This is a genomic window from Candidatus Methylomirabilota bacterium (assembly GCA_036002485.1).
GTDB lineage: Bacteria > Methylomirabilota > Methylomirabilia > Rokubacteriales > CSP1-6 > AR37.
Window position 1 is genome coordinate 1 of sequence record DASYTI010000162.1, and the last position, 24865, is coordinate 24865.

Consider the following 24865-nt stretch of genomic DNA (forward strand, 5'->3'; position numbering starts at 1 on the left):
GGCCTGAGGCACGGTCGGCCCGTCGCCCATGAGCGTGGTGCGCCGCATGTCGCGCGGCTCGTGGGCGGGAAAGGGCCGGGCGCGATGCATGGTCCGGCGGTTGTCCCACATCACGAGATCGCCCACCCGCCACTTGTGGGCATAGACGAACTGCCGCTGGGTGGCGTGCTCGACGAGATCGCGCAGGAAGGCGCGCGCCTCCGGCACCGGCCAGCCGAGGATGCCGCCAGCGTGGGAGGCGAGATAGAGCGACTTGCGCCCCGTGGCGGGGTGCGTGCGCACCAGGCGCTGGCGCACCGGCTTGAAGCGCTCGCGCTCCTCGTCGGTGAAGTCGGTGAAGCCGAGCTGCTGGCGCGAGAAGATCTGCGAGTGCTCGCAGATCAGATCCTCGATCTCGGCCCTGGTCTCGGCGTCGAGGGCGTCGTAGGCCGCGCGCATGTCGGCGAACTCGGTGTTGCCGCCCTTGGACGGAATGCTGCGGGCGTGGAGGAGCGAGTACTTCGCGGGGATCACCTTGAACGAGCTGTCGGAATGCCAGAGGCGGTTGCCGATGGCGAAGAGCCGCCGACGGTCGTCCCGGGCGTACACGTTGTTGTCCTTGTCGAGGTTGGACACGTCGGCGAAGCTCGTGGGCAGGCGGTACTCGTCGGGGGCGCGGAGGCTCGTGCCGATGGCGTGCTCGATGTCCCCGAGGCTGCGGGTGAAGGCGAGCTGCTGATCGTCGTCGATGTCCTGATCGTGGAAGACGAGGACCGCGTGCTCGTTCATGCCGGCATGGATCGCGTCCACCTCTTCCTCGGACAGCCGCTTGGTCATGTCCACGCCGTCGACCTCGGCGGCGAAGCACGGCCCGATCTGTCGGGTAGTGACGGGCATGGTGACGGCCTCCCTATGGCCTGCGCGTACGGTTCCGACCCCGGCGGAGCACGGTCGATTCCCCGCGCCTATCCTAGCGCAAGAGTGGGAAGGACACTTGCCGCATTTCAGGAAAGGGCGGATGATCCACCCCGGCCCACACTGACGTGGGACCGGCCATGACCTCTCCAGCCCCGGACGCGCCCCCGATCTCTCCGGCCCGTAAGTGGGCCATCACCGTCACCGTCATGGTGGTGGCCTTCATGCAGATCCTCGACACCAGCGTCACCAACGTCGTCCTCCCCCACCTGCAGGGCTCGCTGTCCGCGGGGCTGGACGAGGTGTCGTGGGTGATCACCTCCTATCTCGCCGCCAATGCCGTGGTCATTCCGGCCACCGGGTGGCTCGTCGGCCTCTTCGGGCGGAGGCGCTTCTTCCTCATCTGCACCACGCTGTTCGTGGTCAGCTCGTTCGTCTCCGGGGCCGCCCCCGACCTGACCACGCTCATCGTGGCCCGCATCTTCCAGGGCCTGGGAGGCGGTCCGATCATTCCCCTCTCCCAGGCCATCCTCTGGGAGGTCTTTCCCTTCCAGCAGCGCGGCCTCGCCATGGCCGTCTGGGGCGTCGGCTTCATCCTCGGGCCCATCCTGGGACCGACGGTGGGCGGCTATCTCGCCGACGAGTGGTCGTGGCGCTGGATCTTCTATATCAACCTGCCCGTGGGGATCGTCGGCTTCGTGCTGGCCAGCGCCTGCCTGTTCGACCCGCCGTATCTGCGCAAGGTCGCGCGGATCGACTGGTGGGGCCTGGGACTGATGGTGGCGGGCTTCGGGTGTCTTCAGCTCGTGCTCGACCGAGGCGAGCGGGAGGACTGGTTCGACTCGTCGACCATCGTCGCCCTGACCATCGTCGCCGTCTGCTCGCTCGCCGGCTTCCTGATTCGCGAGCTGATGGCCGACGATCCCATCCTGGACCTCACGGTGTTCCTCGACCGCAACTTCGCCACGGCCGCCTTCCTCATCTCGATCGTGGGCTTCGGGATGTTCTCGGGCATGCTCCTCGTCGCCGTCTTCACGCAAAAGCTCCTCGGCTACGACGCGTGGACCTCGGGGCTGGTGTTGGCGCCGGGCGGCCTCGGCAACATCTTCTCCCTGTTCGCCTCGGGGCTGGTGACCCGCATCGACCAGCGCTTGATGCTGGCCTTCGGCTGTCTGCTCAACGCCGTCAGCCTGTACATGATGACCTCCCTCACCCTGGGGATGGACTACTGGGCCCTGGCCATGCCGCGCTTCATCCAGGGGTTCGCCGTCGGCTTCATCTTCGTGCCGCTCTCTACGCTCGCCCTGGCCACCATCCAGCGCCACAAGCTCGTCAACGCCACCGCCGTCTACGGCATGCTGCGCAACCTCGGGGGCAGCATGGGAATCGCGGTGGCCACCACGCTCCTCGCGCAGCGGAGCCAGGTTCACCAGTCCACGCTGGTGAGCCACGTCAACGTGTGGGACCCGGAGACGGTGGAGCGCTTGCGGAGGTGGGGGAGCCATTTCGCGGCCCGGGGCAGCGACGCCTTCACCGCGGAGCGCCAGGCCGTGGCCATGCTCTATCGCGAAACGGTGGAGCAGGCCCAGCTGCTCGCCTACACAGATGACTTCTGGCTCCTGGCCGTGATGTTTGCCGCCGTCCCCATCATCCTTCCCTTCATGCGCCGCATCCGGCTGGAGCGGCCGTCGTCGACGGGCGCGGCGGACGCCGAGCGGCCGCCCGTGAGGGCGGTGGAGGAAGGAAGCGTGTGACGTGGCCTAGGGGTCTGTCCAAGTAATTCCATGCCCTCGCGAGCAGGGATGTTCCGCTTCGAGCGCCGGCTTCGCCGGCGCAATCTGTCCGGGGGGAGGTTCCGGAAGGGGGGCGGAGCCCCCCTCCGAGTTACCTAGGGCCGAGCCGTGAGGAAGCGGGCGGGGCGGTAGGGAGCGAGTCGCGGGTCGACGGCGCCCTCGAGAAGCTCGGCGGCGACGATCCGCCCCCAGAGCGGGCCCAAGGTGACCCCGCTGTGCGAGACGACGACGTAGAAGCCCTCGAGGCCGGGGACACCGCCAAGCATCGGTCTCTCGTCGCGGGGCATGGGCCGCACGCCGACGCGCGTGGCCTCGACCCGGCCGCCGGCGAGGGCGGGCAGGTGCTCGGCCACCGCGGCCAGCGAGCGCTCGGCCGGCCAGGGATCGGCGGACTCGGCCCACACGTGGTCGTGAGCGGCCTCGGCGAGCACGATGCGCCCTGCTCCGTCGGGCCTGAAGTGGACGCCGGGCGCGTGGATGGGCCGAAGGAGCGTCGTGGCCACGGGCGACGTGTAGATGAGCCGGCCCGGGACGCGATCGAGGGGGATGGCCACTCCCGCGAGGTGGGCGATCTCATCCGTGGCTTGGCCCGCGCAATCGACCACCACGTCGGCCTCGAAGCGGCCGCCCTTCTCGGTGCTCACGCCTCGCACGCGGTGGCCGGCGCGGATCACCCCCGTCACGCGCTGGCCGGACAGGACGCGGGCGCCGTGACGAGAGGCCTGAGCCAGAAGCGCCCCGATGAAAGGCACCGCCTCCACGTAGCCCTCGCCGGGCGTCCACACGACCTCGTCGACGTGGGCCGCGATGTGGAGATCCGGCTCCAGCTCCCGGGCCTCTTGCGCCGGGATGCGCTCGACGGAATAGCCCCACCCCGCGAGCCGCTCCACCGCCTGATCGAGCCGCTCCCGCCCCGCCGGGGACTCTTCCCAGGCCAGGGCGCCGTCCTGGTGTAGCCACGATCCCCCCAGCTCCTTGATGAGGGCGGTATGCTCCTCCATGCTCGCGACATTGAGGTCGTGGTAGTCGCGGGGCGTCTTGCCGAAGGAGTTGGTCCAGGCAAAGCTCGCTCTCGACGTGCCGCGGCCCGGCGCGCTCGCCTCCAGCACGGTCACCCTGGCCCCGCGCTCGGCGAGGCGATAGGCGACATTGGCGCCCACACACCCGGCGCCCACCACGATGATCTCGGTTCCCTTCATGCGCGATCCATCCTCGGCGCGGCCGGTTCGGGCAAGGATCTGTCCTTCCGGTGCCGCAAAAGACCCTTAGCATACCAAACGGTCACCGTGACTCAGATCCTGATGCGAGTCGATTTCACGAACGGCCCCCTCCGGGGTCTTCGCGTGGTGAGAGGCTCATCTCAGCACCCACGGGAGGGACCATGGGAGAGAAGCAGACCCTATTGAAGGAAGCGCAGGAGGCCTACACGGAGCTGCAGCGAAGCATGGCCGGGCTCGACGAGGCTCGGGCAAGCGACCGGTGGCTTGGCACGTGGGGAGTGCGGGAGATCCTCATCCACGCTTCAGGCTGGCTCCAGGAGATGAGGCCGGCCCTCGACCGCCTCGGGCGGGGCGAGGCGCCCTACCCCGACGGCGTCTCCTACGACGACGCCGACGGGTGGAACGCGAGATTCGTCGAGGCCCGCCAAGGGGTGAAGCTCCCCGACGTCCTTGCCGAGCTCGAGACATCCCACCGGGACTTCATGGCGGCGGCCCAGGCTCTCCCCGAGGAGCACTTCGCGCCAGATACCGCGGGCCGGAGCTTGTTCGAGGGCTGCACCTCGCAACACTACCGGGAGCACGCGAGTCAGATCGGCGAGTGGCGACGGGACGCCCGATGACGCCGTGACGCACGCCGCCTACTGCCTCTTCGAGACGCCGCTGGGCTCGTGCGGGATCGCCTGGAGGGACCGTGGACAGTCCGCCCGGCCCCCCGCGGTGACATTCCTCCAATTGCCGGAAGCGACGGCGAACATGACTGAATCGAGAATCGCGCGGATCTCCGGCGCGCCCCGGTCGAGCGTACCCCCGCCGCCAATTGCCGAGGTCATCGAGAGGGTACGCGAGCACCTCCAGGGCCACGCCCAGGATCTTCGCGACATCGCCGTCGACCTGAACGGAGCGGATCCGTTCGCCCGACAGGTGTACGAGGCCGCTCGAGAGATCCCGTCGGGACAGACGAGGACCTACGGCGAGCTTGCCAGGGCCCTGGGCCAACCGACCGAAGCCCAGGCGGTTGGGCAGGCTCTGGGAAGAAATCCCATCGCCCTCATCATCCCGTGCCATCGCATCGTGGCCGCGGGCGGCAAGCCGGGGGGATTCTCCGCTCGCGGGGGACGAGCGACCAAGGCGAGGCTGCTGGCCATCGAGGGCGCGACGGCTCCGCCGGTCCAGCTCGAGCTGAGAGCCACCCGCGGTGTAAAGGGGTCGGGGAGGCGGCTACTCCGCCCGGGGCGTGTTGGATTGCAGGACCTGACCCCGAAGTAACTCCCGGTACACGGCGGTCGTGCTCGTCATCATCGAGTCGACCGTATAGCGCTCGTGGACGAGGGCCTGGCCGGCGCGGGCGAGCGCGCTCGCGCGCACGGGATCCTGAAGCAGCATGAGGATGGACTCGGCCAGCGCGACGGCGTCGCCCGGGGGCACCAGGCACCCCGTCTCGCCATCGCGCACGATCTCGGGAATGCCGCCGATCGCAGAGGCGACCACGGGCGTGCCGACGGCCAGCGCCTGCGGGATCACCTGCGAGGTGGCCTCCGACCTCGTGGACGGGAGCACGAGGACGTCGAGGGCGGCCATGACCTCAGGAATGTCCCGCCGGAAGCCCGTCATCACCACGGCGCCCTCGAGGCCCATGTCCCGCACCCGGCGGTCCACGTCAGCGAAGCCGACGCCGTCGCCGACGATCAGAAAGCGCGCCTCGTGGAGGGCGCCGAGCACGACACGGGCGGCGCCCAGGAAGACCTCGTGACCCTTGGAGCCGCGGACGTTGGCCACGAGCCCGATCAACGGAACGGTGGACCCGAGCCCCAGCTCTTCTCGCACCGCCTGGCCGGACACGTGGGCATGGAAGCGGGAGGTGTCGACTCCGGCGGGCACGGAGGTCACCTTCGCCGCGGGGACTCCCGCGCCCTCCACGATGGCCTTGATGGTGTCACCCGTGGTGATGACGCGGTCGGCCAGCCGATAGACGAGGGCGCGGCGGCGGAGGATGGGGATGCTGACGTGGCGACCGCGCACCACCGGCCGACCCGATGAGCGAGCGGCCAGCGTGGCGAGCCAGCTATCCACCGAGCTGTGCGTGTGGACGATGTCGACGCCGGCGCGGCGGATCAGCCGTCGAAGGGCGAGGAAGCCCGCGGGATCGACGGGACCGCGCATCCTCACCGCCACCACCGGCAGCTCGCTGGCGCGGGCCTCGGCAAGGAGCCGGCTCTCCGGCTGGCAGGCGATGAGCGCGTTCCATCCGTGGGCGAGGAGCCAGCGCGTCTCGGTGAGGATCCGGATTTCCTGTCCCCCGAGGCCGAGCGACGCTTCGGTGTGCAGGACGAGGGTGGGCCTGAGGGCGGAGCGCCCGGCCTTCGCCGCTCCGAGCGTCGCCCGCTTGGATGCCATGGCGCGATCCTGCCAGAGCGGCCGGATAGGGTCAAACCGTGCCTCGGAAAACGGGACAGAAGAGGTGCAACGATACGTGGCCGGCTAGCTGATCGTTCTGATCGGGCTTCGGCGAGCATACCAGCAGGGCCGGTAGCCGGCGTGGGGAAAGAGCGACTGGACGCAGATCTCCGCCTGGGGCTGGTCCCAGAAGACCTCGACCCGGCCGTCCTTGCGAAGGGTCGCGTAGTAGAACGTCACGGTGCCAAGAACTTCCTCGGCTTCTGCTCGGCGCATCCGGAACCGCACCCGGAGATCTTCGATCACGTACACGGCGGCCAGGGCCACCACCGCGATGACGAGGAGACGCAAGACGACGATGACGAGCTGATCCGCGCGCGTCCTCAGAGCTGGTCTCCCGGCCGCGGAGCCTCACGCATGACCGGTGGGGGAGTGTCGGGGGAGGAGCGGCGGTCGCTCCCCCTGACTCAATTAAGAAACTTCGCCCGCTGCCCGCGCCGCTTCCTTCTCGGCCATCTTGCGCTTGAGCTCTTCCGGGGTGAGCCGGACGATGTCCTCGTTCTGGTGGGCATAGACCTTGTGCGCCGACGTGTCGAGCCGCTCGAGCCCCGCGCGCCCGGAGAGCACATCGTCCTTCCAGCGCTGATGCGCGGCCTCCCGCCCGTGGAACTCGGGCATGACCTCGCGGGCGAAGAGCTCGAGGCTGGCGCAGATGTCCTCGTGAGGCGTGCGTCCGGTCTGGTTGAGCAGGATCACCTGGTCCACGTGCGCGGCCTCGAACTCGCGCAGCCGCCGCCTGATCGTGTCGGGCGAGCCGATCAAGCCCGCCCGCAGCGTTTCCTGGGCCTTGGGCGTGTGCCGCCACTCCTGGTAGAGCTGCCACATGTTGCCGCGCCCGGGCTCGGCCATGCCGTGCTTGCCGTAGTGCGAGAGGCAGAACACGAAGAAGGTCCAGCCCGCCGCCTTGGCCTGCGCCTCCTCGTCGGTGGGCGCACACATGAAGGCGCTGACCATGGCGATATTGGCATTGGTCGGATAGTCGGCGAGCTTGGCCGGGTGGTCGATCAGGTTGGCGTAGTACTCGCTCACCCAGGCGCGCGCGGCTTCCGGCGTCACGAACTGGAAGCCGAGCGCTCCCATCCCCCATTGCCCGGCGCTGCCGATGGTCGTGATATTGGAGCAGGCGACCCACAGAGGGGGGTGCGGCTTCTGGAAGGGCTTGGGAATGACGTTTCGCGCCGGGAAGTCGAAGAACTGACCGTGGAACTCGATGGCCTCCTGCGTGAAGCACGGGATGAGCACACGCACCGCTTCCTCCCACACCTCCCGCTTGTCGCGCACGCGCCGCCCGAACGGATGGAGCTCCACGGGCCCCTGCCCCTCGCCGAGACCCAGCTCCACGCGGCCGCCGCTCAGGAGATCGAGGGTAGCCACGCGCTCCGCCACGCGAATCGGATGATTGGTGGGAAGCTGGATGATCCCGTGACCGAGCCGGATCCGGCTCGTGCGCTGGCTCGCCGCGCCGAGGAAGACTTCCGGCGCGGAGGAGTGCGAGTACTCCTCGAGGAAGTGGTGCTCCACCTCCCACGCGTAGTCATAGCCGAGCCCGTCGGCCAGCTCGATCTGGGTCAGCGAGTCCTGCAGGAGCCGATGCTCGCTGTCGGGCCCCCAGGGCCGCGGGAGCTGATGCTCGTAGAAGATCCCGAACTTCATGTCGGCCAATCTAGCAGGCTGCTGAAAAATGCCCATCTGCTTCGTTGGCGCCCCGCCCTTCGAGTTGAGCGGCGGCCCCAGGCCGTCGCGAGACGAGAGCTGAGTCGATCCGCACGCTCAACGTACAGAGAGTACGCCTCGCGTGCGACCTTCGGCCGCCGCCTCGCATCTGGACCTTTTTGAGCAGCCTGCGAGTTTGCCATCAACCTGCTAGACGATCACGCCGGCCACGCCTTCGTGAAGCGCCGGCTTCAGAGGGCCGAACTGGCCCTCGGTAGGCTCCGCTCAGCAAAACCACGCCTCGGTGAGTTTCGGGGGACGCCGCCGGTCGGGCGCCAGCGAGGGAACAGCGTCCAGCGGTCGCCCGGCCACCGAATGCGCCAGCGCCTTCCCCTTGTAGAATGTCGCGCTGGCGTCCTCGCTCACCGAGGCTTCCACGAGGCGACTCATCTGCCGCTGGAGATCGTCCATGCGCGGGTCCGGGTGACTCCAGCGATAACTGAAGGACGCGCGGTCGAGCGGCCCGAGATAGGGCCTGATCGCCTCTCGGCTCAGCAGGGCCGAGCCGGGCGGCACGAGAAGCCGAAGGGTGAGCTGGACCGGGTCGACATGGTCGATCAGCCCTTCCCTTTCGATGAAGGCGAGCATGTCCAGATAGTCTTCGAGCGTCGTCCACGGCGTGAACGCCACCCAGGTCGGCCGGAAGGCGATGCCCGCCTCCCTGACGATTCGAAGCGCGCGCGGAACGTCCGCGCACGCGTGACCCTTCTCGAGGTTGGCGAGCACGGTGTCGCTGAGCGACTCCACGGCCGAGATCATGAACACACAGCCGAGCTGCCGGAGGGCGGGGAGAAGCTCCGGTCGCTTCAGGATGTGCTCGACCTTGGCGGTGAAGTCGAAGGTGAGAGACGGCCATGCCGCGTGCATGGCGCGGACCACCGCCATCGAGTGGCCGGGCCCGTTAAGGAAGTCCGGGTCGCCGAAGGTGATGTGGGTGGCGCCGTCACCCACGAGCCCGCCGATATCGGCGAGGACAATATCCTGCGAGACCACGAAGAAGCGTCCGTCATAGACGGGCGGGATTGGACAGTGCAGGCAATGGTGCAGGCATCCGCGGCTGGCCTCGACATAGCCGACGAGGCGCCGCGACCCATCCTCCTCGAGGTGGGCATAGCTCCTGAGCGCGGGAAGCGCGGCCCGGCTCGGCGGAACAAAGGCCAGGCGCTTCAACACAGGGCTCGCGGGATGGTCCTTCAGGTGAACGCCTTCGACGGCCCCGGATCGGCCCGTCTCCAGCGCCTCGACCAGGGCGACCAGGGCCGACTCGAACTCGCCGCCGAGGACGGAGTTCCCCCCATGGGTCAGAAGGTAGTGGGCGTTCAGCGAGGCATAGAGTCCGTAGAAGCAGATGTGGCAGCCAGGATTCACGCGGCGCACTTCCTCGGCCACGCGCATGCCCAGGCGAAGAGCCGTGTGCATGGGAACGGAGATGCCCACGAACCGCGCGCGCGCCGCCTGGCCGGGATCGAATGGCTCCACGGAGAGGTCGAGCGCCGCGGGCGCGAAGCCCGCGCGCTCCAGGAATGCCAGCGGAGAAGCCAGGGCGAGCGGCTGGTGGCCGAGCTCGTAGCAGGACAGGAGAAGGACGGCCCCCTCATTTCTCAGGGGGGAACGGCCCGTGTCCAGCATCGCAGGTCTCTCCGTCGATTTCATGTCGGTGCTCTCGCCTCCTCGAGTATACGCGCTCCTCGCGCGGCCCGCAGGATAGCGCGAATATCGGCTATCCTTGCCGCACGACTCGACCCAGCTTCCTGGAGGGGCCATGCTCCAATTGCGGCCGAATTGCGAATGTTGTGACCGGGATCTTCCTCCGGACTCGCCCGAGGCGCGCATCTGCTCCTTCGAGTGCACGTTCTGTCGAGCGTGCGCTGAAGGGATCTTGCACGGCCGCTGTCCGAATTGCGGGGGCGAGCTGGTCCGACGCCCCATCCGTCCCGCGGCCGCGCTGACCACGCATCCCGCGTCGACGGCGCGTGTCCTCAAGCAAGAACCCTGCGTCACCGCGAGATGATCATCATTGGGCACGCCGCTTGAGTCCGCGGCATACGGAAGAGGACTTTCCACGAGATCCCATCGCGGCGGTGACGCATCGGGACCCGTATCCGTACTACGCGAGGCTGGTTGCTGAGAAGCCGTTCTACCGAGACGAGGCCCTCGGGCTCTGGGTTGCCTCGAGCGCGGAAGCGGTGACGGCGGTACTGACCAGCGATCTCTGCCGGGTGCGCCCGCCCGCCGAGCCCGTTCCCAGGGCGCTGCTGGGATCGCCGGCCGCAGACATCTTCCGGCATCTCGTTCGCATGAACGATGGCCCGGGCCACTGCCCTTTCAAGCAGGCCATCTCCGCTACGCTTGATTCGGTCGACGGGATCCGAGTTGCTGAACAGAGCAAGACCTCGGCTCGGACTCTCGCGAACGAGCTGAGGCCGATGGCCGATGGCCTTCGCCTCGCTGACTTTGCCTTTCGACTACCCGTCCATGTCGTGGCGAGCCTGCTCGGAATTCCTGCGGACGGGCTGGGGCACGTCGCGCGGTGGACCGGCGACTTCGTGCGCTGCCTGTCGCCCCTCAGCACCCCCGAGCAGATCGAGCAGAGCAAGACGGCGGCAGGTCAGCTCCTCGATCTCGTCCGTTGTCTGCTGGCGGGCGGGCAGACCGAAGGTCTCCTGGCCGCTCTCGCTCGCGCGGCATCACGCCTCGGTCACGCGGATACCGACGTCATCGTCGCGAACGGCATCGGCCTTCTCTCCCAGTCCTACGAGGCCACCGCCGGCCTCATCGGCAATACGCTCCTGGCCCTGATCTCTCGGCGCCGCTTGCGCGCGCAGGTCGCGGGCGACCCCAGTCTTCTTCGTCACGTCGTTCTGGAGGTCCTCCGCTACGACCCGCCCATCCAGAATACGCGCCGCTTCCTCGCCGGTTCGGGAACGATCCTGGGACAGCAGATGAAGGAAGGCGATGCCATCCTCGTCGTCCTGGCCGCCGCCAACCGCGACCCTGTGGCCAATCCCGATCCCGAGCGATTCGAGACGCTCAGGGAGAACCGGCGCGTCTTCACCTTCGGCGCCGGCGCGCATGGCTGCCCGGGCGAGTCGCTTGCGGCCAGCATTGCCGAGGCCGGGGTTCAGCAGCTCATGTCCTCGGGCAGCCGCATCGAGGAATTCGCGGATGCGCCGAGCTATCGTGCTTCGGTAAACGCACGGATTCCTTTGTGGGAGTGATGGAAGATCTAGCTTTGGCCTATACTTACACAGACTTCCTCAGAACTTTGACGAGCTTCTTTGAGGGCTTCTCCAAGAAGGGCGTGACCTTGTGCCGGGGCGGCGCGCAGTGTATGTTCCGCCCAGCGGTCCGACGCCAGAGACGGAGGCTCGTGATGACAATGGGACGCACCCTCGCATCGATCATCACCATGACCGTGGCTCTCGGTTTCTGGGCAGCGCCGGTGGGCGCCCAGCCCGCGGGGACGCTGGTGGTCGGCCTCGTCGCCGAGCCGGTCAACCTCGATCCGCCCCAGGTCACCGACCTCAACTCGAACCGCGTGGGACGGCGCATCGTCGAGACCCTGGTCACCTTCCCCGAGGAGAGCACGCAGGTCGTGCCCGGCCTCGCGGAGTCCTGGACCATCTCGAAAGACGGCCTGCAGTACACGTTCAAGCTGCGGCGGGGTATCACCTTCCACGACGGCACGCCGCTGAACGCCGAGGCCGTGAAGTTCTCCATCGAGCGCCAGATCAATCCCAACCATCCTGCCTACAAGCTCGGCAAGTACCCCTTCGCGAATTTCTTCTTCGGCAACGTGAAGGCCGTGGAGGTGCTAAGCGAGGAACGCGTGGCCTTTCTCCTGAACGAGCCGCGGGCCTCCTTCCTGGCCATCCTGACGGCGGGGGCGGCCTCCATCGTGAGCCCGACCGCCGTGATGAAGTGGGGGCCGGACTATCCGACGCATCCGGTGGGCACGGGTCCCTTCCGCTTCGCCTCCTGGGACCGCGGCCAGCGCGTCGTGCTCGAGAAGAACCCAGCCTACTGGAAATATCCCGTGAAGGTCGAGCGCGTGATCTACCGCCCCATCGTCGAGGATCAGGCGCGACTGACCGAGCTCCTCACGGGGACGCTCGATGTCATCGTCGGCGTGCCCGCCGACTTCGTCGGTCAGCTCGAGCAGAACGCGAAGATCACGCTCCTCAAGCAGGTGGGAGCGCATGTCTGGTATCTCGGCATGAACAATCAGAGGAAGCCCTTCGATGACAAGCGCGTGCGCCAGGCGCTGAACTACGCGGTCAACAAGGAGGCGATCGTGAAGGACGTGCTCAAGGGCACGGGCGCCTCCTCGCGGGGCCCCGTCCTGCCGGGCACCTGGGGGGCCGATCCCGCGCTCAAGGCCTATCCCTATGATCCCGAGCGCGCCAAGAAGCTCCTGGCCGAGGCCGGCTATCCGAGCGGCTTCTCGACGACCCTCTGGGTGCCGGAGTCGGGCTCGGGCATGCAGGCGCCCGTGGCCATGAGCACGGTCATGCAGTCCAACCTCAAGGCCGTGGGGGTCAATGTCACGCTTCAGACCATGGAGTGGGGCGCCTATCTGGCCAAGCTGCGCACGAAGGAGCAGGAGCTGTTCGCGCTGTCGTGGATGGCGGGCACGGAAGATCCCGACATGGTCATGTACCCGCTCCTGCATTCGAGCCAGTGGACCCCGGTCGGTCCCAACCGCGCGCTCTACAAGAACCCGCGCTTCGACGCCTTGCTCCAGCAGGCGCGGCTGACCACCGATCAGGCCAAGCGCACCCAGCTCTACCGCGAGGCGCAGCGCATCCTGGTGGACGACGCCCCCTGGGTCTTCGTCGATCACGAGATCCAGATTGCCGCGCTGTCGAAGCGCGTGCAGGGCTTCAAGCTCCATCCAAGCTTCGACCTGCGCGTGGAGACGATCTCGCTCAGGTGAGCCCGCCCCCTTTTGAGAGGTTAGATCGCCCTTTGAGAGGTTAATCGGTTGAGGGGCTATATCGCGCGGCGGCTCCTCCTGCTCGTACCGGTCCTGCTCGGCGTCTCCATCGTCGTCTTCATGGTCCTCCATCTCTCCCCGGGCGACCCCGCGGAGATCATGCTGGGCTCCCAGGCGACCCAGGAAGATCTCGCGCGCCTCCGGCGCGAGCTCGGGCTGACGGAGCCGCTGCACGTCCAGTACTTCCGCTGGATGAGCCACGTCCTGCGCGGGGATCTCGGACGGTCGCTCTGGATGAAGCGCCCCGTCCTGGACGAGGTGCTCCACCGATTCCAGGCGACCCTCGTCCTGACGGGCAGCGGCCTGCTCCTCTCCACCCTCGGGGGCATCGCCCTCGGGGTCGCCTCGGCCGTGCGCCCACACTCGCTCCTCGACCGGATGAGCGCGGTCACCTCGCTCTTCGGCGCGAGCATGCCCGTCTTCTGGCTCGGCATCGTGCTCATGGTCGTCTTCTCGCTGTGGCTCGGCTGGCTGCCCGCCTCCGGGATGTGGGCGCCCTATGGCGGCGGCGACCTGCGCGATCTGGCCGCGCATCTGGTGCTGCCCGCGCTGACCCTGGCCGCGGCCTCCATGACCATCATCGCCCGCCTCACCCGCAGCACCATGCTCGACGTCCTCGGCCAGGACTATATCCGGACGGCGCGCGCCAAGGGGTTGATCGAGGGGCGGGTCGTCTTCCGGCACGGGCTCAAGAACGCCCTCATCCCCATCGTCACCGTGGTCGGGGTCCAGGCCGGCTATCTCCTGGGCGGCGCCGTGCTCACGGAAACCGTCTTCGCCTGGCCCGGCGTGGGATTGCTCATGGTCCAGGGCATCCTGGCCCGCGATTTTCCCATCGTCCAGGGCTGCGTCCTCGTCATCGCTCTGACCTTCGTCCTCATCAACCTCGCCGTCGATCTCCTCTACGTGTACCTCGACCCGCGCATCCACTATGAATGAGCCGGCGTGAATAGACGGCTCTCCAAGAATCGGCTGGCCGCTTGGGCATTCCTCGTCATCCTGGCCGCGGCGGCCGCGGCCCTCCTCGCCCCCCACCTGCCCCTCGGCGATCCCGACGCCGTGGATACGCCCAATCGGCTGCGCCCGCCCCTGACCTCCGGACACTGGCTCGGCACCGACGAGTTCGGCCGGGACCTGCTCGCGCGGCTCATCTGGGGCGCGCGGGTCTCTCTCCTGGCCGGGGTCGCCACGGCGGGGGCGGCCATGCTGATCGGCGTCGTGCTCGGGATCGTGGGCGGCTACTACACGGGGTGGACGGAGACGGTGGTCATGCGGCTCACGGACATCCTCATGGCCTTCCCCTATATCCTCCTGGCCATCGCCATCGTGGCCGGGCTCGGCCCCGGCCTGCGCAACGCGATGATCGCCATCACCATCGTGGGCTTCCCGATCTACACGCGGCTCGTGCGCGGCATCGTGCTGTCCGTCCGCGAGCGCGAGTTCGTGGAGGCCGCGCGCGCGCTCGGCAGCCCGGATCGCCTGATCCTCGTCCGTCACATCGTTCCGCAGCTTCTCTCGCCCGTCATCGTGGCCTTCAGCCTGGATGTCGGGGCGAAGATCCTCGCCACGGCCGGACTCTCCTTCCTCGGGCTCGGCACCCAACCGCCCACTGCCGACTGGGGCAGCATGCTGGCGACCTCACGTCAGTTCGTGATCCTGAGTCCGCATGTGGTCATGCTGCCCGGGCTGGCCATCTTCGTGATCGTGCTCGCCCTCAACCTGGTGGGCGACGCCCTGCGCGATCTCCTCGATCCGCGGACGTATCCGCGCTAGGGAGCTCGGAGGGGGGCTCTGCCCCCCTTCCGAAGCCTCCCCCCGACGCAGTGCGAGCCGGAGGACGTCGCGGGCGCAGTAGGAGCCGCAGCACGGCCGGGGGCTGGGGCCCCGCGTGCGAGGCGAGCCGTATGAGGACGCCCCGCCGTCTGAGGCGAGTAATCTGAGAATTGCGCCGGCGAAGCCGGCGCTCGAAGCGGAACACTCTTGCTCGCGAGGGCAGGGAAATTGCTTGGACAGACCGCTAGCCGAGGGCTCGAGTCGTCCCCGCGTGGGCGGGGCGAGGAGAAGGGGAACTAGCGGGCCGGGCGAGCCTGGATGGCGAGATCGCTCAAGAGCTTCGGCGGGGCGGGCTTGACGAGAAAGTGATCGAATCCTGCTTCAACGGACCGCCGGCGGTCCTCCTCTCGGCCGTAGCCGGTCAGGGCCACCAGCAAGGCGTTGTGGAGCCCGACGCTCTGGCGAAGCTGCCGGGCCGTCTCGAAGCCGTCCATGCCGGGCATGCCGACGTCGAGGAACACGACGTCGGGCTGAAATTCGGCCGCGAGCTTCAAGGTGGACGGGCCGTCGGAAGCGATCTGCACCTCGTGCCCGGCCATGCGGAGGACGATGGCAAGAGTCTCCGCGCCATCGACGTCGTCGTCGGTCACGAGAATTCGGCGGGAGACGGCCTCCCCTGCCACGACCTCCTTCGTCGTCTCCTTCCCCATGGTGATCCGGGCCCCTTGCCCACCCACGCGATACATCGAGCATTCAAAGAATAGCCAATGAAGGTCAGACGCTACCCTAGCCCGAAAAATTCTCGCTGTCTGTCGAGTATCCGACAGATTGCCGAAAGGAATCTGTGCCTGGCCAGCGAGAGCGGGCGACGGCTACCGGCGAAAGAAGCGGTCGAACTCACTTCGTATGATGCGATAGCACTCACAGGCCGCCGTCTCGAGCCCAGCCCGATTGAGGATGGTGATGCGGCCGCGGCGGTAGCGGATCAGGCCTGCCCTCTGCAAGGAGCGGGCAGCCTGATTGGCGCTGCTGCGATTCACCCCCAGCATCTGCGAGAGAAACTCCTGCGTGGATTGGAGCTCGCTCGACCCCGAGAGGTCCTGTGATGTCAGCAGCCATCGACAGAGACGCTGCCGTGTCGTGTGAAACTGATTGCAGGCGCTCGACTGGGATAGCTGAACGATCAGGGTGTGCAGGTAGTGCAACAGCAGCTTGTGGAGCTGACCGCAGCGATCGAACTCCTTGCGCAGCACATCGGCCTTCATTCTCCACGCCGTGCCCGGCCCCTGCACCACGATTCTGTATGGCAACACGTGAGATCTGAGGACGATGGGGATACCGATCACCCCTTCGCCGCCGACGAGGCTGACCTCGATGGAGGTCCCATCGTCTGCCTGAGAGAGGATGGAGACGATGGCCGTGTCCGGGAAATACGCCCACTGCATGGTGCCGCCTGGCTCGTACAGGACCTGGCCGGCGTTCAGCGGGGTCCGTAGCAGGTGGGGCGCGATCCGTGCGTGATCCTTGCGTGAAAGACCGGCCAGGATGCGATTGCCGGCGGAGCGGGGTTGCACCGCGTCGGGCAGAATGTTCTCCTTCGTCGGCTGAGCACTCTACACGTGCGACGGACCGGCCGTTTGTGAAAGACTGCCCGGTACTCTAATACGGTCGAGAGGCCGATGTCTGTCGCTTACCCGACATAGGAAGCCCAGCGGAGCCAAGGGGTTTTCTTCGACATGGACAGCTATTCCGCACGGCGAGTGGGCGAATCGCACTCGGTAGTCCTTGCCGTAATGGAAGAAGCTTTCTTATGGCGATGCCGCACAAGCGACCCTTTGGGCCTTCCCATGGCAGACTGCCCATCTTTCGGATCGGCATCCCCTATGCTCCTGAGGTAAGCTAGCACCGCGACCCGGGCATTGGAGGCGGCGGGGGCGATGGCCTACCGGATCTTGGTTGTAGAGGATGAACCCGATACGCGGGAGCTGCTCGCCGTGACGTTAGGGTTGGACGGCCACCATGTCGAGACGGCCGAGGACGGGCGGGAGGCACTCGAACTGCTCGCGGGAGGCAGCTACGACGTGATCCTGAGCAACCTTCGGATGCCCGGGATGAACGGCGAGGATCTTTATCGACGTGTCGAGCATGGCTGGCCACACCTCGCGCCCCGCTTCGTGTTTGTGACTGGCGAGAAGCCCGGCGGGTTCCAGACTCAATACGGGGGCCGACCCGTTCCCGTCCTCACCAAGCCCTACTCCCCTGAGCGCCTTCGGCAAGTTGTTCAGGACGTCGTTGCGCGTGATGTGTAGCTCGGTGTTGCCTCACCGGTGACCGCCCCTTCGAGGCTCACCACGTCCACATACGATGCGTCGCGGTATGGGAGCGAGAACGGGTGATGTAGACCCAGATGCTACCGCCCGAGTTCTCGGAAGATACCCCGGGTCACCGTCACGTCGGGAATCTCGTGGTGTGGCTCGACCGTCAGCACTCGGCATGCTGTTTCGATCTCGGAGGGCGGTACGCGGAGCTTCCGCAGAAGTGCGGTCAGGGCCTCAAAGCCCTTCGGCCTACCCAACTCAATCGTCCCCACGCCGTCTTTGTGGCCCCCGAAGCTGACTGAAAATTCCGTCGTCGTCGGCTGAAGGCCAGGACGATCAGGGCGAACAACGTGGACGACGCCCGGCGTTTCTTGGGGGTGCCGAGGCAATGCCGTCACGGTTGAGTCGGATTCTCCCTAGGCGTCGCCATCGTCGCGAGATTCTGCCGAGGGCAATCCATCCGATTTCCTGCTCGCTATTGACTCAAGGAGCCATGCTCGGTAGCAGACCAGATGCGCGTGCGCATTTCGCACTGCGATGACGTTTTGCGACGACTCAGCAGCAAAGATCGGCTTGCCGCACACGGCGCAAATGTCACTCACCCCTCGCCCGGACCACGACTGCTCATGCGGCAACACGAAGAGAGTCCCGTTCGCGAATCCCTCACGCACCGTCTGACGCAGATCGGCAAGGTACCCGGTCCCGTCCGCCCCACTCAACCTTTCGTAGGTCTCTGATTCTTCGCGCCAGATTGAATAGCAGGGCAAGTGCGACCAGACCGTCGCAGGTCCGACGACCTCATTTTCCACTTCGGACGGTGCGATGGTTGTCCCGCAGACTATGCAGATATGCCCGGTCCCTCTTCCTGCCCAGACCTTGTGAGGTGCGGGAAAGAGCCAACCGCTCGCGAGGCGTTCGCGGACGGTTTGGCGAAGGGCTGACTCAGGCAATGGCGATCCCCGGCCGCTCGCTGCTTGGGTAAGACCAAGCCAGTCACCGGGGTCTCGGCGCTCAAGAGCGCCAACCGTCAAAGGCCAGAGTGAGGGCAAAAAGAGTATGCACGCGGGCGGGGACGGCGGCAAGAAGTACCAGCTATGTCGGATTGGCGACAGATCGTGGGTCCGATTCTCACCCACCAAGCGCGTCGGCCTGCGCTGGCCGCGTTCAGGACGGAAGCGTGTAGCGCTGCTCGATGGCCGCCTTGACCAAGGCCCGGCTTTCTCCAGGGGACATGCGCGAGTCTTCCTCGACGCGCGCCGTCTCGGCGGCGAGCTCCTCGTCCTTGATGGCTTCGCGGAACCAGCGGGAATAGTCCTGCTCCCGCAGATGGTGAAGCCACGTCTCGTCATCGACGCCCGCGGCCAGCTGAACGAAGAGGGCGAGATTCTGGGCACGCAGGTTCAGCCGTCCCGCGGGGCCGCGGAAGTAGAAGCTCTTGTCCTCCCCCAGCTCGCCCGTGGCGTACTTGCGCACGTGACGGCGGTGCTCGGCGCGAGGCGGCGTCGTCCGGAACCAGAGGGGATCGCCTGCCTCGGGTCGGCGCGGCCACAGGAGCGCCTCTCCAGGCTCGGCCGTGCGGGGAAGCTCGCGCGGTGGCCGCCCTCCCACCACCTCGCCGAAGGCGCGAAGAGTCTCGTCGGACGACCGCCCGATGGCCACCACCATGTCGATGGACGATAGCACCGTGGGGGCGACGTGCTCAGGATGCACGGTGATCAGCATCATGCCGGAGAGCGTGCGGGGCAGCGTCACCGAGACGAGCTCGGAGGGCGCGGGGAGCAGATGGTGCGCCTCGTCCACCACGATCCAGTGCGGCCGGCCGGTGCGCGCCCGGAGATCCTGCAAGCCGGGCAAGAGGCGCGAGAAGAACGCGGGGCGCTCGTCGAGCCCCAGGCCAAGGAGGTTGACCACCACGTTCCGGTTCGGCTGCTCGAGCACGTCCAGCGCTCCCGCCACCGTGGGCGCGCGCTGCTTGTCCCCGAGCACGATGGCATTGTCGAGCAGGGCGTAGTCGCCTTCGGGATCGACGATGCAGAACTGGTAGCCCCGTTCGACCAGACGCTCGAGCACGCCCGTGGCGAACGTCGACTTGCCGCTGCCGGACGAGCCGGCGATGAGGACGCCGAGGCCATAGGGATTCAGGCGCACTTCGCCGCCGTCCTCCCGCGCGCCGAGGACAATGGCGTGTCGGGAGAGCCGGCCTTCCAGATCGGCCAGATCGCCGGCGATGAGCTTGTCGATCAGCTCGCTGACACCGGCGCCGTTGGGATCCCGGGTCACCCAGTCCGCCCGCTCCTGGATGAGGGGAAGGGCATTGGCCACCGCGACGCCGCACTCGCACAGCCGGATGAACGCGTGATCGTTTTCCGCGTCGCCGACGCCCACGCAATTATGGGGGGACAGGCCAAGCTCGAGCAGGGCAGCCTCGAGCCCGGTGGCCTTGTTCACGCCCGAGGGCAGAACCATGACGGCGCCCTTGTTGAAGATGACCTGCAGCTCGAGCCCGAGGTCGCGGATCGTCTCCAGCACCGCGGTCTCGTGAGGCTGCCAGGTCGAGACCACGCAATGGCCTACCGACAGTGGAGAGATCCCGCGGCGGCGGAGCGCCCTCACGAAATCGGCGGACGGAGGCTCGCCCAGCGTTCTCTGCTCGCGGGCGGCGGGGCGGTACAGGACGCCGCCGTTCTCGCCGACCACGTGATCGAAGACCGTCACCTCCGGAAAGACGGCGAGCAGATCCTCGATCTCCCGGCCCGTCACGAGGATGAGCCTGCGGCCCGAGTCGCGAAGCCGCCGCAGCGCCGAGAAAGAGTCCGGGGAGACCATTCCATCGGAGGCCAGCGTTCCATCGAAGTCGCAGGCCAGCACGAGGTAACGCATGGGTGGACCGGCGCCTCAGCCGTCCCCCGAGCCCGCGGCCAATTCCCGCCGCGCCACGCTCGTGATGGCCTGCCTGAGCGTCAAGGGACGGATGGGCTTGGCCAGGTGGATCTGGTAGCCGGCCGCAAGCGCTCGTTGCTCGTTCTCGGGCCCGGCATATGCGGTCAAGGCGATGCTTGGAGTCCGGCCGCCCCGCTCGGCCGGGCGCTGCCGAAGCTGGCGCATGAGATCGTAGCCGTCCTGTCCCGGCATGCCGATATCGCTGATGAGCACGTCGAATCGCACCTCGTCCAGGATCTCCAGGGCCTCCCGGACCGACGCCGCGGTCGTCACGTGAGCGCCCGCCGACCTGAGCAGGAAGCCGAGGGCCTCTCGCGCGCCGCCTTCGTCCTCCACGACGAGGACGCGAAACCGCTCGATCGACGGCACGGGCTGATCCTGCGCGCGTTCCTGTCTTCCCACCAGGGCGCGAGCGGTCGGCGCGAGCGGAAGCTCCACGAAGAACGTGGCCCCCATTGCCTTCCCCGGGCTCTCGGCCCAGATTCGGCCTCCGTGAAGCTCCACGAGCTGTCGCGCGATGCTCAGGCCGAGCCCGAGTCCCGGCGCGGTCCGGCTGCTGCCGGTGTCGGCCTGGCGGAATCGCTCGAAGATATGGGGGAGAAAGTCCGGGGCGATACCCTCACCGCTGTCCCTGATGGTCAAGCGCCCACTCGACCCGACATTGGTGAGCGACACCTCGATGCGTCCGTTCCGGGGGGTGAACTTGACCGCATTCGACAGGAGATTGGCGGCGACCTGCTGGAGCCGCACGGGATCCCCGGTGACGGCCAGGGCGGCCTGGTCGAGGCTGAGATCCATGACGATCCCCTTGGCGGCGACGGCGAGTCGCACCGAGTCGAGGGCGGCCGTCACAATGGGCCCGAGGGGGACGGTGGTCGTGTCCATGGAGAGCTTGCCGGACTCGATCCGCGCGATGTCCAGCAGATCGTCGATGAGCTTGGCCTGGGTGTCCGCGGCCCGCTTGATGAACTCGATGGCCCGCCTGAGCTGCTCCGGACTGCCGCTCTGGTGGCGCAGCACCTCCAGCCAGAGCTGGATGGAGTTGAGCGGATTTCGAAGCTCGTGTGAGACCACGCCCAGGAACTCGTCCTTGGCCAGACTGGCCGTCTCGGCAGCCACCCGCGCCGTTTGCATCCGCTCCAGGAGGGCCTCCCGCCGCTCGGCCGCCCGTTTGAGGTCCGTGATGTCGGTGATGAGCCCGACATAGCAAATCACCGCCCCGCCCTCGTCACGAACCGGCTGCGCCTCCCCGGTCACGAATCTCGCGTCCCCCCGCGAGGACAGGAGCCGGTACTGAGCGGAGAAGCCGCTCCTTTGCCGGATCGCCTCGTGCCACTCGCGGGTGACGCGCTCGCGGTCGTCGGGATGCAGGGTGGCGAGCCATCCGACTCCCGCCGCGTTCTCGGCGAAGACGCCCGTGATGCTCGACCAGCGGTCGTTCACGAAGACGTAGCCCCCCGCGGCATCGGTTTGAAAGAGCCCGGCGGGCGCCAGCTGCGCCAGCGCGTCGAAGCGCGCCTCGCTCAGGCGGCGGTCGGCCACGGCTTGCTGGAGGGCTCTGGCCGTCGCCGTCCCTTCACTGATCTGCGTGCCGGACCGCGGGAGAGGCGAGGCGGCCCCGCGCGCGAAGGGATCCGAAAGGTCCGCGAGAGCCGAAATGCGCTGGGCCAGTTTCCAGCTCAAGAGGATCGAGAGAGCCGCCGCCAGAGTCATGGCCAGGGCGGCACCCGCCGTCACCGAGAGGGTCGATCTCCAGAGGAATGCGGCAACGAGCGCCGAGAAAATCAGCATGGAGAGAAGAGCTCCGGCGGTGAGGATGAGAAGGTACGATCGGATCTTCACGAGACTCGCTTCGAGACGGCCATGAAGGTCTTGATGACGACGCCCGGAGTCCAGAGCGTCGACCCGACCTCACGACGGCCGCCCGGGATAGTGACGCGCATGGCCAAGGAGGAGCCAGACGCCTCCTCCGTGAATCATTTAAGGGCCGCATGTTCTGTGCCAAGGAATGGGCGAAATCAGGAGGAGAGAAATCGATTCTGTGACGAACAGTTGCCGGCGGTCGGTTAGAAGGTAACGGCCCTCCTCACGGTCAACCTTACCGTCCCCGCGGGCAGATCTGACATGCTGGGCATAGGGCGGCGCCGACGCCCGAGCCCGGCCACGGCGTGCCAAGAAAGGCCATGCCTCAGCCACGTCCGGCGAGGCTGGCCACGATCGTGGTCAGCTCCGCCGGGTCCACGGGCTTTGGTATGTGCATGCTATAGCCCGCGGAAATAGCACGGATACGGTCGTCCATCCGCCCATACGCGGTGAGGGCAATGGCAGGGATACCTCCTCCTCTCGAGCGGTCGAGCGCGCGCACTTTACGGATCAACGCATAGCCGTCGTCGCCGGGCATCTCGATATCGGAGATCAGCACATCCGGCCGCCATGACGGTATCAGCTCGAGGGCCTCCGGCGACGACAGACACGTCTTCACCACGGCCCCCGCGGAGCTCAGGATGGCCGCGGCGAGATCGAGCGAGTCCAGGTCGTCATCCACGAGGAGCACACGCAATCCGTGGAGGCGTGCTCCCCCCCGCGAGGAAACCGTCGGGGCCGTCGTGGGATGCTGCCGCTCCCCCGTGGCCGGGCGCACCTGCACGATGGTCATGGGCAGCTTCACCGTGAACGTCGCTCCCTTGCCTCTTCCGAGGCTGTCCGCGGAAACGGTCCCCCCGTGAAGCTCGGTCAGGTACCGGACGAGGGAGAGCCCGAGCCCGAGCCCGGCGTGCTCTCGTGTGCTCGAGCTGTCGCCTTGCCGGAACCGCTCGAACACAAAGGGCAGCAGCTCCGGATCCATGCCCTGCCCCGTATCGCTCACGACGATCTCGACATGCGAGTTGACCCGCTGCAGGTGTACCTGCACCTGGCCGCCCTTGGGGGTGAACTTCACGGCATTGCTCAGGAGGTTCCAGACCACCTGCTGCAGCCGGTTCGGATCCCCCGTGACCGGTCCCGCCCGCGGATCGAGCACGCTCCGGAGTCGTATCCCCTTCGCGGCGGCCGCCGGGCTCATGGAGTCGAGAACCGCCCTGACCACCGATGCCAGGTCGACGTTCTGGACGTCGAGTCGCATCTTGCCCGACACGATGCGGGACACGTCGAGGAGATCGTCGATGAGCTGCACCTGGACATTGGAGTTCCGGACGATCGCGTCCAGCCCCCGCGCCGCCGTGGCCTCGTCGACCTCGCCCGCCTTCAGGATATTGGCCCACCCGTACACGGCATTGAGTGGGGTCCTCAGCTCGTGGGACAGGACGGCCAGGAACTCGTCCTTGGCGCGGCTGGCTGCCTCGGCCTCGGCCCGGGCCGCCCGCTCACGGGCGAGGAGACTTCTCCGCTCATCTTCCACCCGCTTCCGATCGCTGATATCCCGCGCGATCTTCGAGGCGCCGATGATCTCGCCCTCCGTCGACCGCACCGGAGACACGGTCAGCGAGATGTCTACCAGCGTCCCGTCCTTACGCATGCGCACCGTCTCGAGATCCTCGACGGCGATGCCCTGCCCGATCCGGACCAGGACGTCCTCCTCCTCGTGCCGGCGGTCGGGCGGGATGATGATCGCGATGTGCCGACCCACGGCCTCGGCCGCCGTGAACCCGAACAGCTTCTCGGCCGCCGGGTTCCAGGATCTGATGATCCCCTTGAGGTCCTTGCTGACGATCGCGTCGGCCGAAGACTGCACGATCGCCGTGAGATGGAACGATGCCGTCTCCGCCTGCTTTCTCTCCGTGACATCCTGGAGGTAAATGGCGAGCCCCGCGCGCGACGGGTACATCCGAACTTCCGACCACAGCCCACGGCGCTCATCAAAGAATTCTATGAAGCGCGCGAGGTCCTCTTGCACGGCGCGCCGCGCTTCGGCCTCGAAGACGCTCCCCACGAGCTCGGGGAATTCGTCCCAGATGCGCTTGCCCAGGAGCGCTTCGCGGGGCCGACGCGCCAGCTGGGCGGCCCTCTCGTTGACGAACCGGTAACGCCAGCCGCGGTCCAGCACGATGAACCCATCGCTGATGCTCTCGAGAAGCTGATCGAGCTGTCGCTCCCGGCGCCGGATCGCCTCGTTCAAGACGCTGATGGCCACGCCGATGAAGACAAAGACACCCAGGGCGACGAGCTCGCTCGGCGCCGTAATGAGCAGGGTACTGGTGGGAGGGATCCAGAAGTAGGCGGCGGCCATCGTGCAGAGCGCGGTGGTCAGGAGCCCGGGGCCGACTCCTCCGAACCAGGCCGCCACGATGATGGCGGGGTAGGCGGTCAGGTAGGGAAACCTGTGCTCCCACAGAGGGGTCAGCCAGGCTCTCACCATGACGGCGGCCGCCGCGCACAAGACCGCGACGGCGTAGCGAGCCACGAATCCGTCTCGGGGGCGCCCCATCGCGCATACCATAGCTCCGGACGACGGAGCGCGCTCGGGAATTTCCGCGGCTCGGAGACCGACGGGCGCCGGGGCTCGCGTCGGTACCGTCTTATCCGCGAATCGCCCAGCGCCGCACGGCGACGAGGGCCCACACGGCCTCGACGAGGCCGAAGGGCCATGCCCCTTGCAGAAAGCCGTAGAGCGATCCCAGGCCGCAGGCCCCGGCGAAGGCGAGGATGAACCAGCGGCTCCGATCTTCGAGGGCGTAGCACACGAGCATGGCGGTAACCGAGAAGAGCCCGAAGAGCGTCAGCGCATCCAACGAACGCTACGCGAACTCTGCCTGCGCGCTCATGGCC

General features: G+C 67.4%; 21 protein-coding genes. 9 read left to right on the top strand and 12 right to left on the bottom strand.

Features of this window, described 5'->3' with window-relative positions:
• The coding region (locus tag VGT00_15330) for a TauD/TfdA family dioxygenase (GenBank protein ID HEV8532792.1) at positions 1–876 on the bottom strand (876 nt) is incomplete at its 3' end.
• Positions 877–1034: 158 nt separating this feature from the next.
• Here VGT00_15330 and VGT00_15335 point away from each other — a divergent pair.
• A complete protein-coding gene (locus tag VGT00_15335; protein ID HEV8532793.1) occupies positions 1035–2648 on the top strand; it encodes a DHA2 family efflux MFS transporter permease subunit in 1614 nt (537 codons plus the stop codon).
• 134 nt (positions 2649–2782) lie between these two features.
• Here the strand turns inward: VGT00_15335 and VGT00_15340 are convergent, their stop codons facing one another.
• Positions 2783–3886, bottom strand: coding sequence for an FAD-dependent oxidoreductase (locus tag VGT00_15340; protein HEV8532794.1), 1104 nt, complete (start codon positions 3884–3886; stop codon positions 2783–2785).
• Positions 3887–4068: 182 nt separating this feature from the next.
• Here VGT00_15340 and VGT00_15345 point away from each other — a divergent pair, with 182 nt between their 5' ends.
• A complete protein-coding gene (locus VGT00_15345) occupies positions 4069–4527 on the top strand; it encodes a ClbS/DfsB family four-helix bundle protein (GenBank protein HEV8532795.1) in 459 nt (152 codons plus the stop codon).
• 133 nt (positions 4528–4660) lie between these two features.
• Positions 4661–5173: an MGMT family protein gene (locus tag VGT00_15350; GenBank protein HEV8532796.1), complete on the top strand. Its 513-nt coding sequence runs from the start codon at positions 4661–4663 to the stop codon at positions 5171–5173.
• On the opposite strand, the gene VGT00_15355 is transcribed toward VGT00_15350, so the two are convergent.
• The 4 genes from VGT00_15355 to VGT00_15370 all read right to left on the bottom strand — a co-directional run bounded on the left by VGT00_15355 (position 5126) and on the right by VGT00_15370 (position 9679).
• Positions 5126–6301: a glycosyltransferase gene (locus VGT00_15355; GenBank protein HEV8532797.1), complete on the bottom strand. Its 1176-nt coding sequence runs from the start codon at positions 6299–6301 to the stop codon at positions 5126–5128. The two genes, VGT00_15350 and VGT00_15355, sit on opposite strands and share 48 nt — an antisense overlap.
• A gap of 84 nt (positions 6302–6385) precedes the next feature.
• Complete coding sequence (locus VGT00_15360; GenBank protein ID HEV8532798.1) at positions 6386–6652, bottom strand: hypothetical protein; 267 nt, start codon at positions 6650–6652, stop codon at positions 6386–6388.
• A gap of 120 nt (positions 6653–6772) precedes the next feature.
• Positions 6773–8014 carry an LLM class flavin-dependent oxidoreductase gene (locus VGT00_15365; GenBank protein HEV8532799.1) on the bottom strand — a complete coding sequence of 414 codons (1242 nt, stop codon included), beginning with the start codon at positions 8012–8014 and terminating at the stop codon, positions 6773–6775.
• Positions 8015–8299: 285 nt separating this feature from the next.
• Positions 8300–9679: a CUAEP/CCAEP-tail radical SAM protein gene (locus VGT00_15370; GenBank protein ID HEV8532800.1), complete on the bottom strand. Its 1380-nt coding sequence runs from the start codon at positions 9677–9679 to the stop codon at positions 8300–8302.
• Positions 9680–9836: 157 nt separating this feature from the next.
• Between VGT00_15370 and VGT00_15375 the strand changes: the two genes are divergently transcribed.
• The 5 genes from VGT00_15375 (at position 9837) to VGT00_15395 (ending at position 14843) form a co-directional block, all read left to right on the top strand.
• Complete coding sequence (locus VGT00_15375) at positions 9837–10085, top strand: DUF1272 domain-containing protein (GenBank protein ID HEV8532801.1); 249 nt, start codon at positions 9837–9839, stop codon at positions 10083–10085.
• A gap of 19 nt (positions 10086–10104) precedes the next feature.
• On the top strand, positions 10105–11292 hold the full coding sequence (locus VGT00_15380; GenBank protein HEV8532802.1) for a cytochrome P450: 1188 nt from the start codon (positions 10105–10107) through the stop codon (positions 11290–11292).
• Between the two features lie 155 nt (positions 11293–11447).
• On the top strand, positions 11448–13010 hold the full coding sequence (locus VGT00_15385) for an ABC transporter substrate-binding protein (protein HEV8532803.1): 1563 nt from the start codon (positions 11448–11450) through the stop codon (positions 13008–13010).
• A 48-nt stretch (positions 13011–13058) separates the two neighbouring features.
• Positions 13059–14009, top strand: coding sequence for an ABC transporter permease (locus VGT00_15390; protein ID HEV8532804.1), 951 nt, complete (start codon positions 13059–13061; stop codon positions 14007–14009).
• Positions 14010–14015: 6 nt separating this feature from the next.
• Positions 14016–14843 carry an ABC transporter permease gene (locus VGT00_15395; protein ID HEV8532805.1) on the top strand — a complete coding sequence of 276 codons (828 nt, stop codon included), beginning with the start codon at positions 14016–14018 and terminating at the stop codon, positions 14841–14843.
• A gap of 296 nt (positions 14844–15139) precedes the next feature.
• Here the strand turns inward: VGT00_15395 and VGT00_15400 are convergent, their stop codons facing one another.
• Positions 15140–15580, bottom strand: a complete 441-nt coding sequence (locus VGT00_15400) for a response regulator (protein HEV8532806.1) — start codon at positions 15578–15580, stop codon at positions 15140–15142.
• A gap of 135 nt (positions 15581–15715) precedes the next feature.
• Positions 15716–16417, bottom strand: a complete 702-nt coding sequence (locus VGT00_15405) for a Crp/Fnr family transcriptional regulator (GenBank protein ID HEV8532807.1) — start codon at positions 16415–16417, stop codon at positions 15716–15718.
• A 363-nt stretch (positions 16418–16780) separates the two neighbouring features.
• Here VGT00_15405 and VGT00_15410 point away from each other — a divergent pair, with 363 nt between their 5' ends.
• Complete coding sequence (locus VGT00_15410; protein HEV8532808.1) at positions 16781–17152, top strand: response regulator; 372 nt, start codon at positions 16781–16783, stop codon at positions 17150–17152.
• 1173 nt (positions 17153–18325) lie between these two features.
• Here VGT00_15410 and VGT00_15415 read toward each other — a convergent pair.
• The 4 genes from VGT00_15415 to VGT00_15430 all read right to left on the bottom strand — a co-directional run bounded on the left by VGT00_15415 (position 18326) and on the right by VGT00_15430 (position 24828).
• Positions 18326–20041, bottom strand: coding sequence for an HAD-IIB family hydrolase (locus tag VGT00_15415; GenBank protein ID HEV8532809.1), 1716 nt, complete (start codon positions 20039–20041; stop codon positions 18326–18328).
• A 15-nt stretch (positions 20042–20056) separates the two neighbouring features.
• Positions 20057–21943 carry an ATP-binding protein gene (locus tag VGT00_15420; GenBank protein ID HEV8532810.1) on the bottom strand — a complete coding sequence of 629 codons (1887 nt, stop codon included), beginning with the start codon at positions 21941–21943 and terminating at the stop codon, positions 20057–20059.
• 346 nt (positions 21944–22289) lie between these two features.
• Positions 22290–24500, bottom strand: a complete 2211-nt coding sequence (locus VGT00_15425; protein HEV8532811.1) for a PAS domain S-box protein — start codon at positions 24498–24500, stop codon at positions 22290–22292.
• Between the two features lie 115 nt (positions 24501–24615).
• The gene (locus VGT00_15430) at positions 24616–24828 is read right to left on the bottom strand and encodes a hypothetical protein (GenBank protein HEV8532812.1); all 213 of its coding nucleotides are present in this window, start codon (positions 24826–24828) and stop codon (positions 24616–24618) included.
• Positions 24829–24865 lie beyond the last annotated feature (37 nt).

Excerpts from the sequence above, each read along its gene's own strand:
- VGT00_15335 (HEV8532793.1), top strand. The coding sequence starts at position 1,035 with ATGACCTCTCCAGCCCCGGACGCGCCCCCGATCTCTCCGGCCCGTAAG.
- VGT00_15340 (HEV8532794.1), bottom strand. The coding sequence starts at position 3,886 with ATGAAGGGAACCGAGATCATCGTGGTGGGCGCCGGGTGTGTGGGCGCC.
- VGT00_15345 (HEV8532795.1), top strand. The coding sequence starts at position 4,069 with ATGGGAGAGAAGCAGACCCTATTGAAGGAAGCGCAGGAGGCCTACACG.
- VGT00_15350 (HEV8532796.1), top strand. The coding sequence starts at position 4,661 with ATGACTGAATCGAGAATCGCGCGGATCTCCGGCGCGCCCCGGTCGAGC.
- VGT00_15355 (HEV8532797.1), bottom strand. The coding sequence starts at position 6,301 with ATGGCATCCAAGCGGGCGACGCTCGGAGCGGCGAAGGCCGGGCGCTCC.
- VGT00_15365 (HEV8532799.1), bottom strand. The coding sequence starts at position 8,014 with ATGAAGTTCGGGATCTTCTACGAGCATCAGCTCCCGCGGCCCTGGGGG.
- VGT00_15375 (HEV8532801.1), top strand. The coding sequence starts at position 9,837 with ATGCTCCAATTGCGGCCGAATTGCGAATGTTGTGACCGGGATCTTCCT.
- VGT00_15385 (HEV8532803.1), top strand. The coding sequence starts at position 11,448 with ATGACAATGGGACGCACCCTCGCATCGATCATCACCATGACCGTGGCT.
- VGT00_15410 (HEV8532808.1), top strand. The coding sequence starts at position 16,781 with ATGGCCTACCGGATCTTGGTTGTAGAGGATGAACCCGATACGCGGGAG.
- VGT00_15415 (HEV8532809.1), bottom strand. The coding sequence starts at position 20,041 with ATGCGTTACCTCGTGCTGGCCTGCGACTTCGATGGAACGCTGGCCTCC.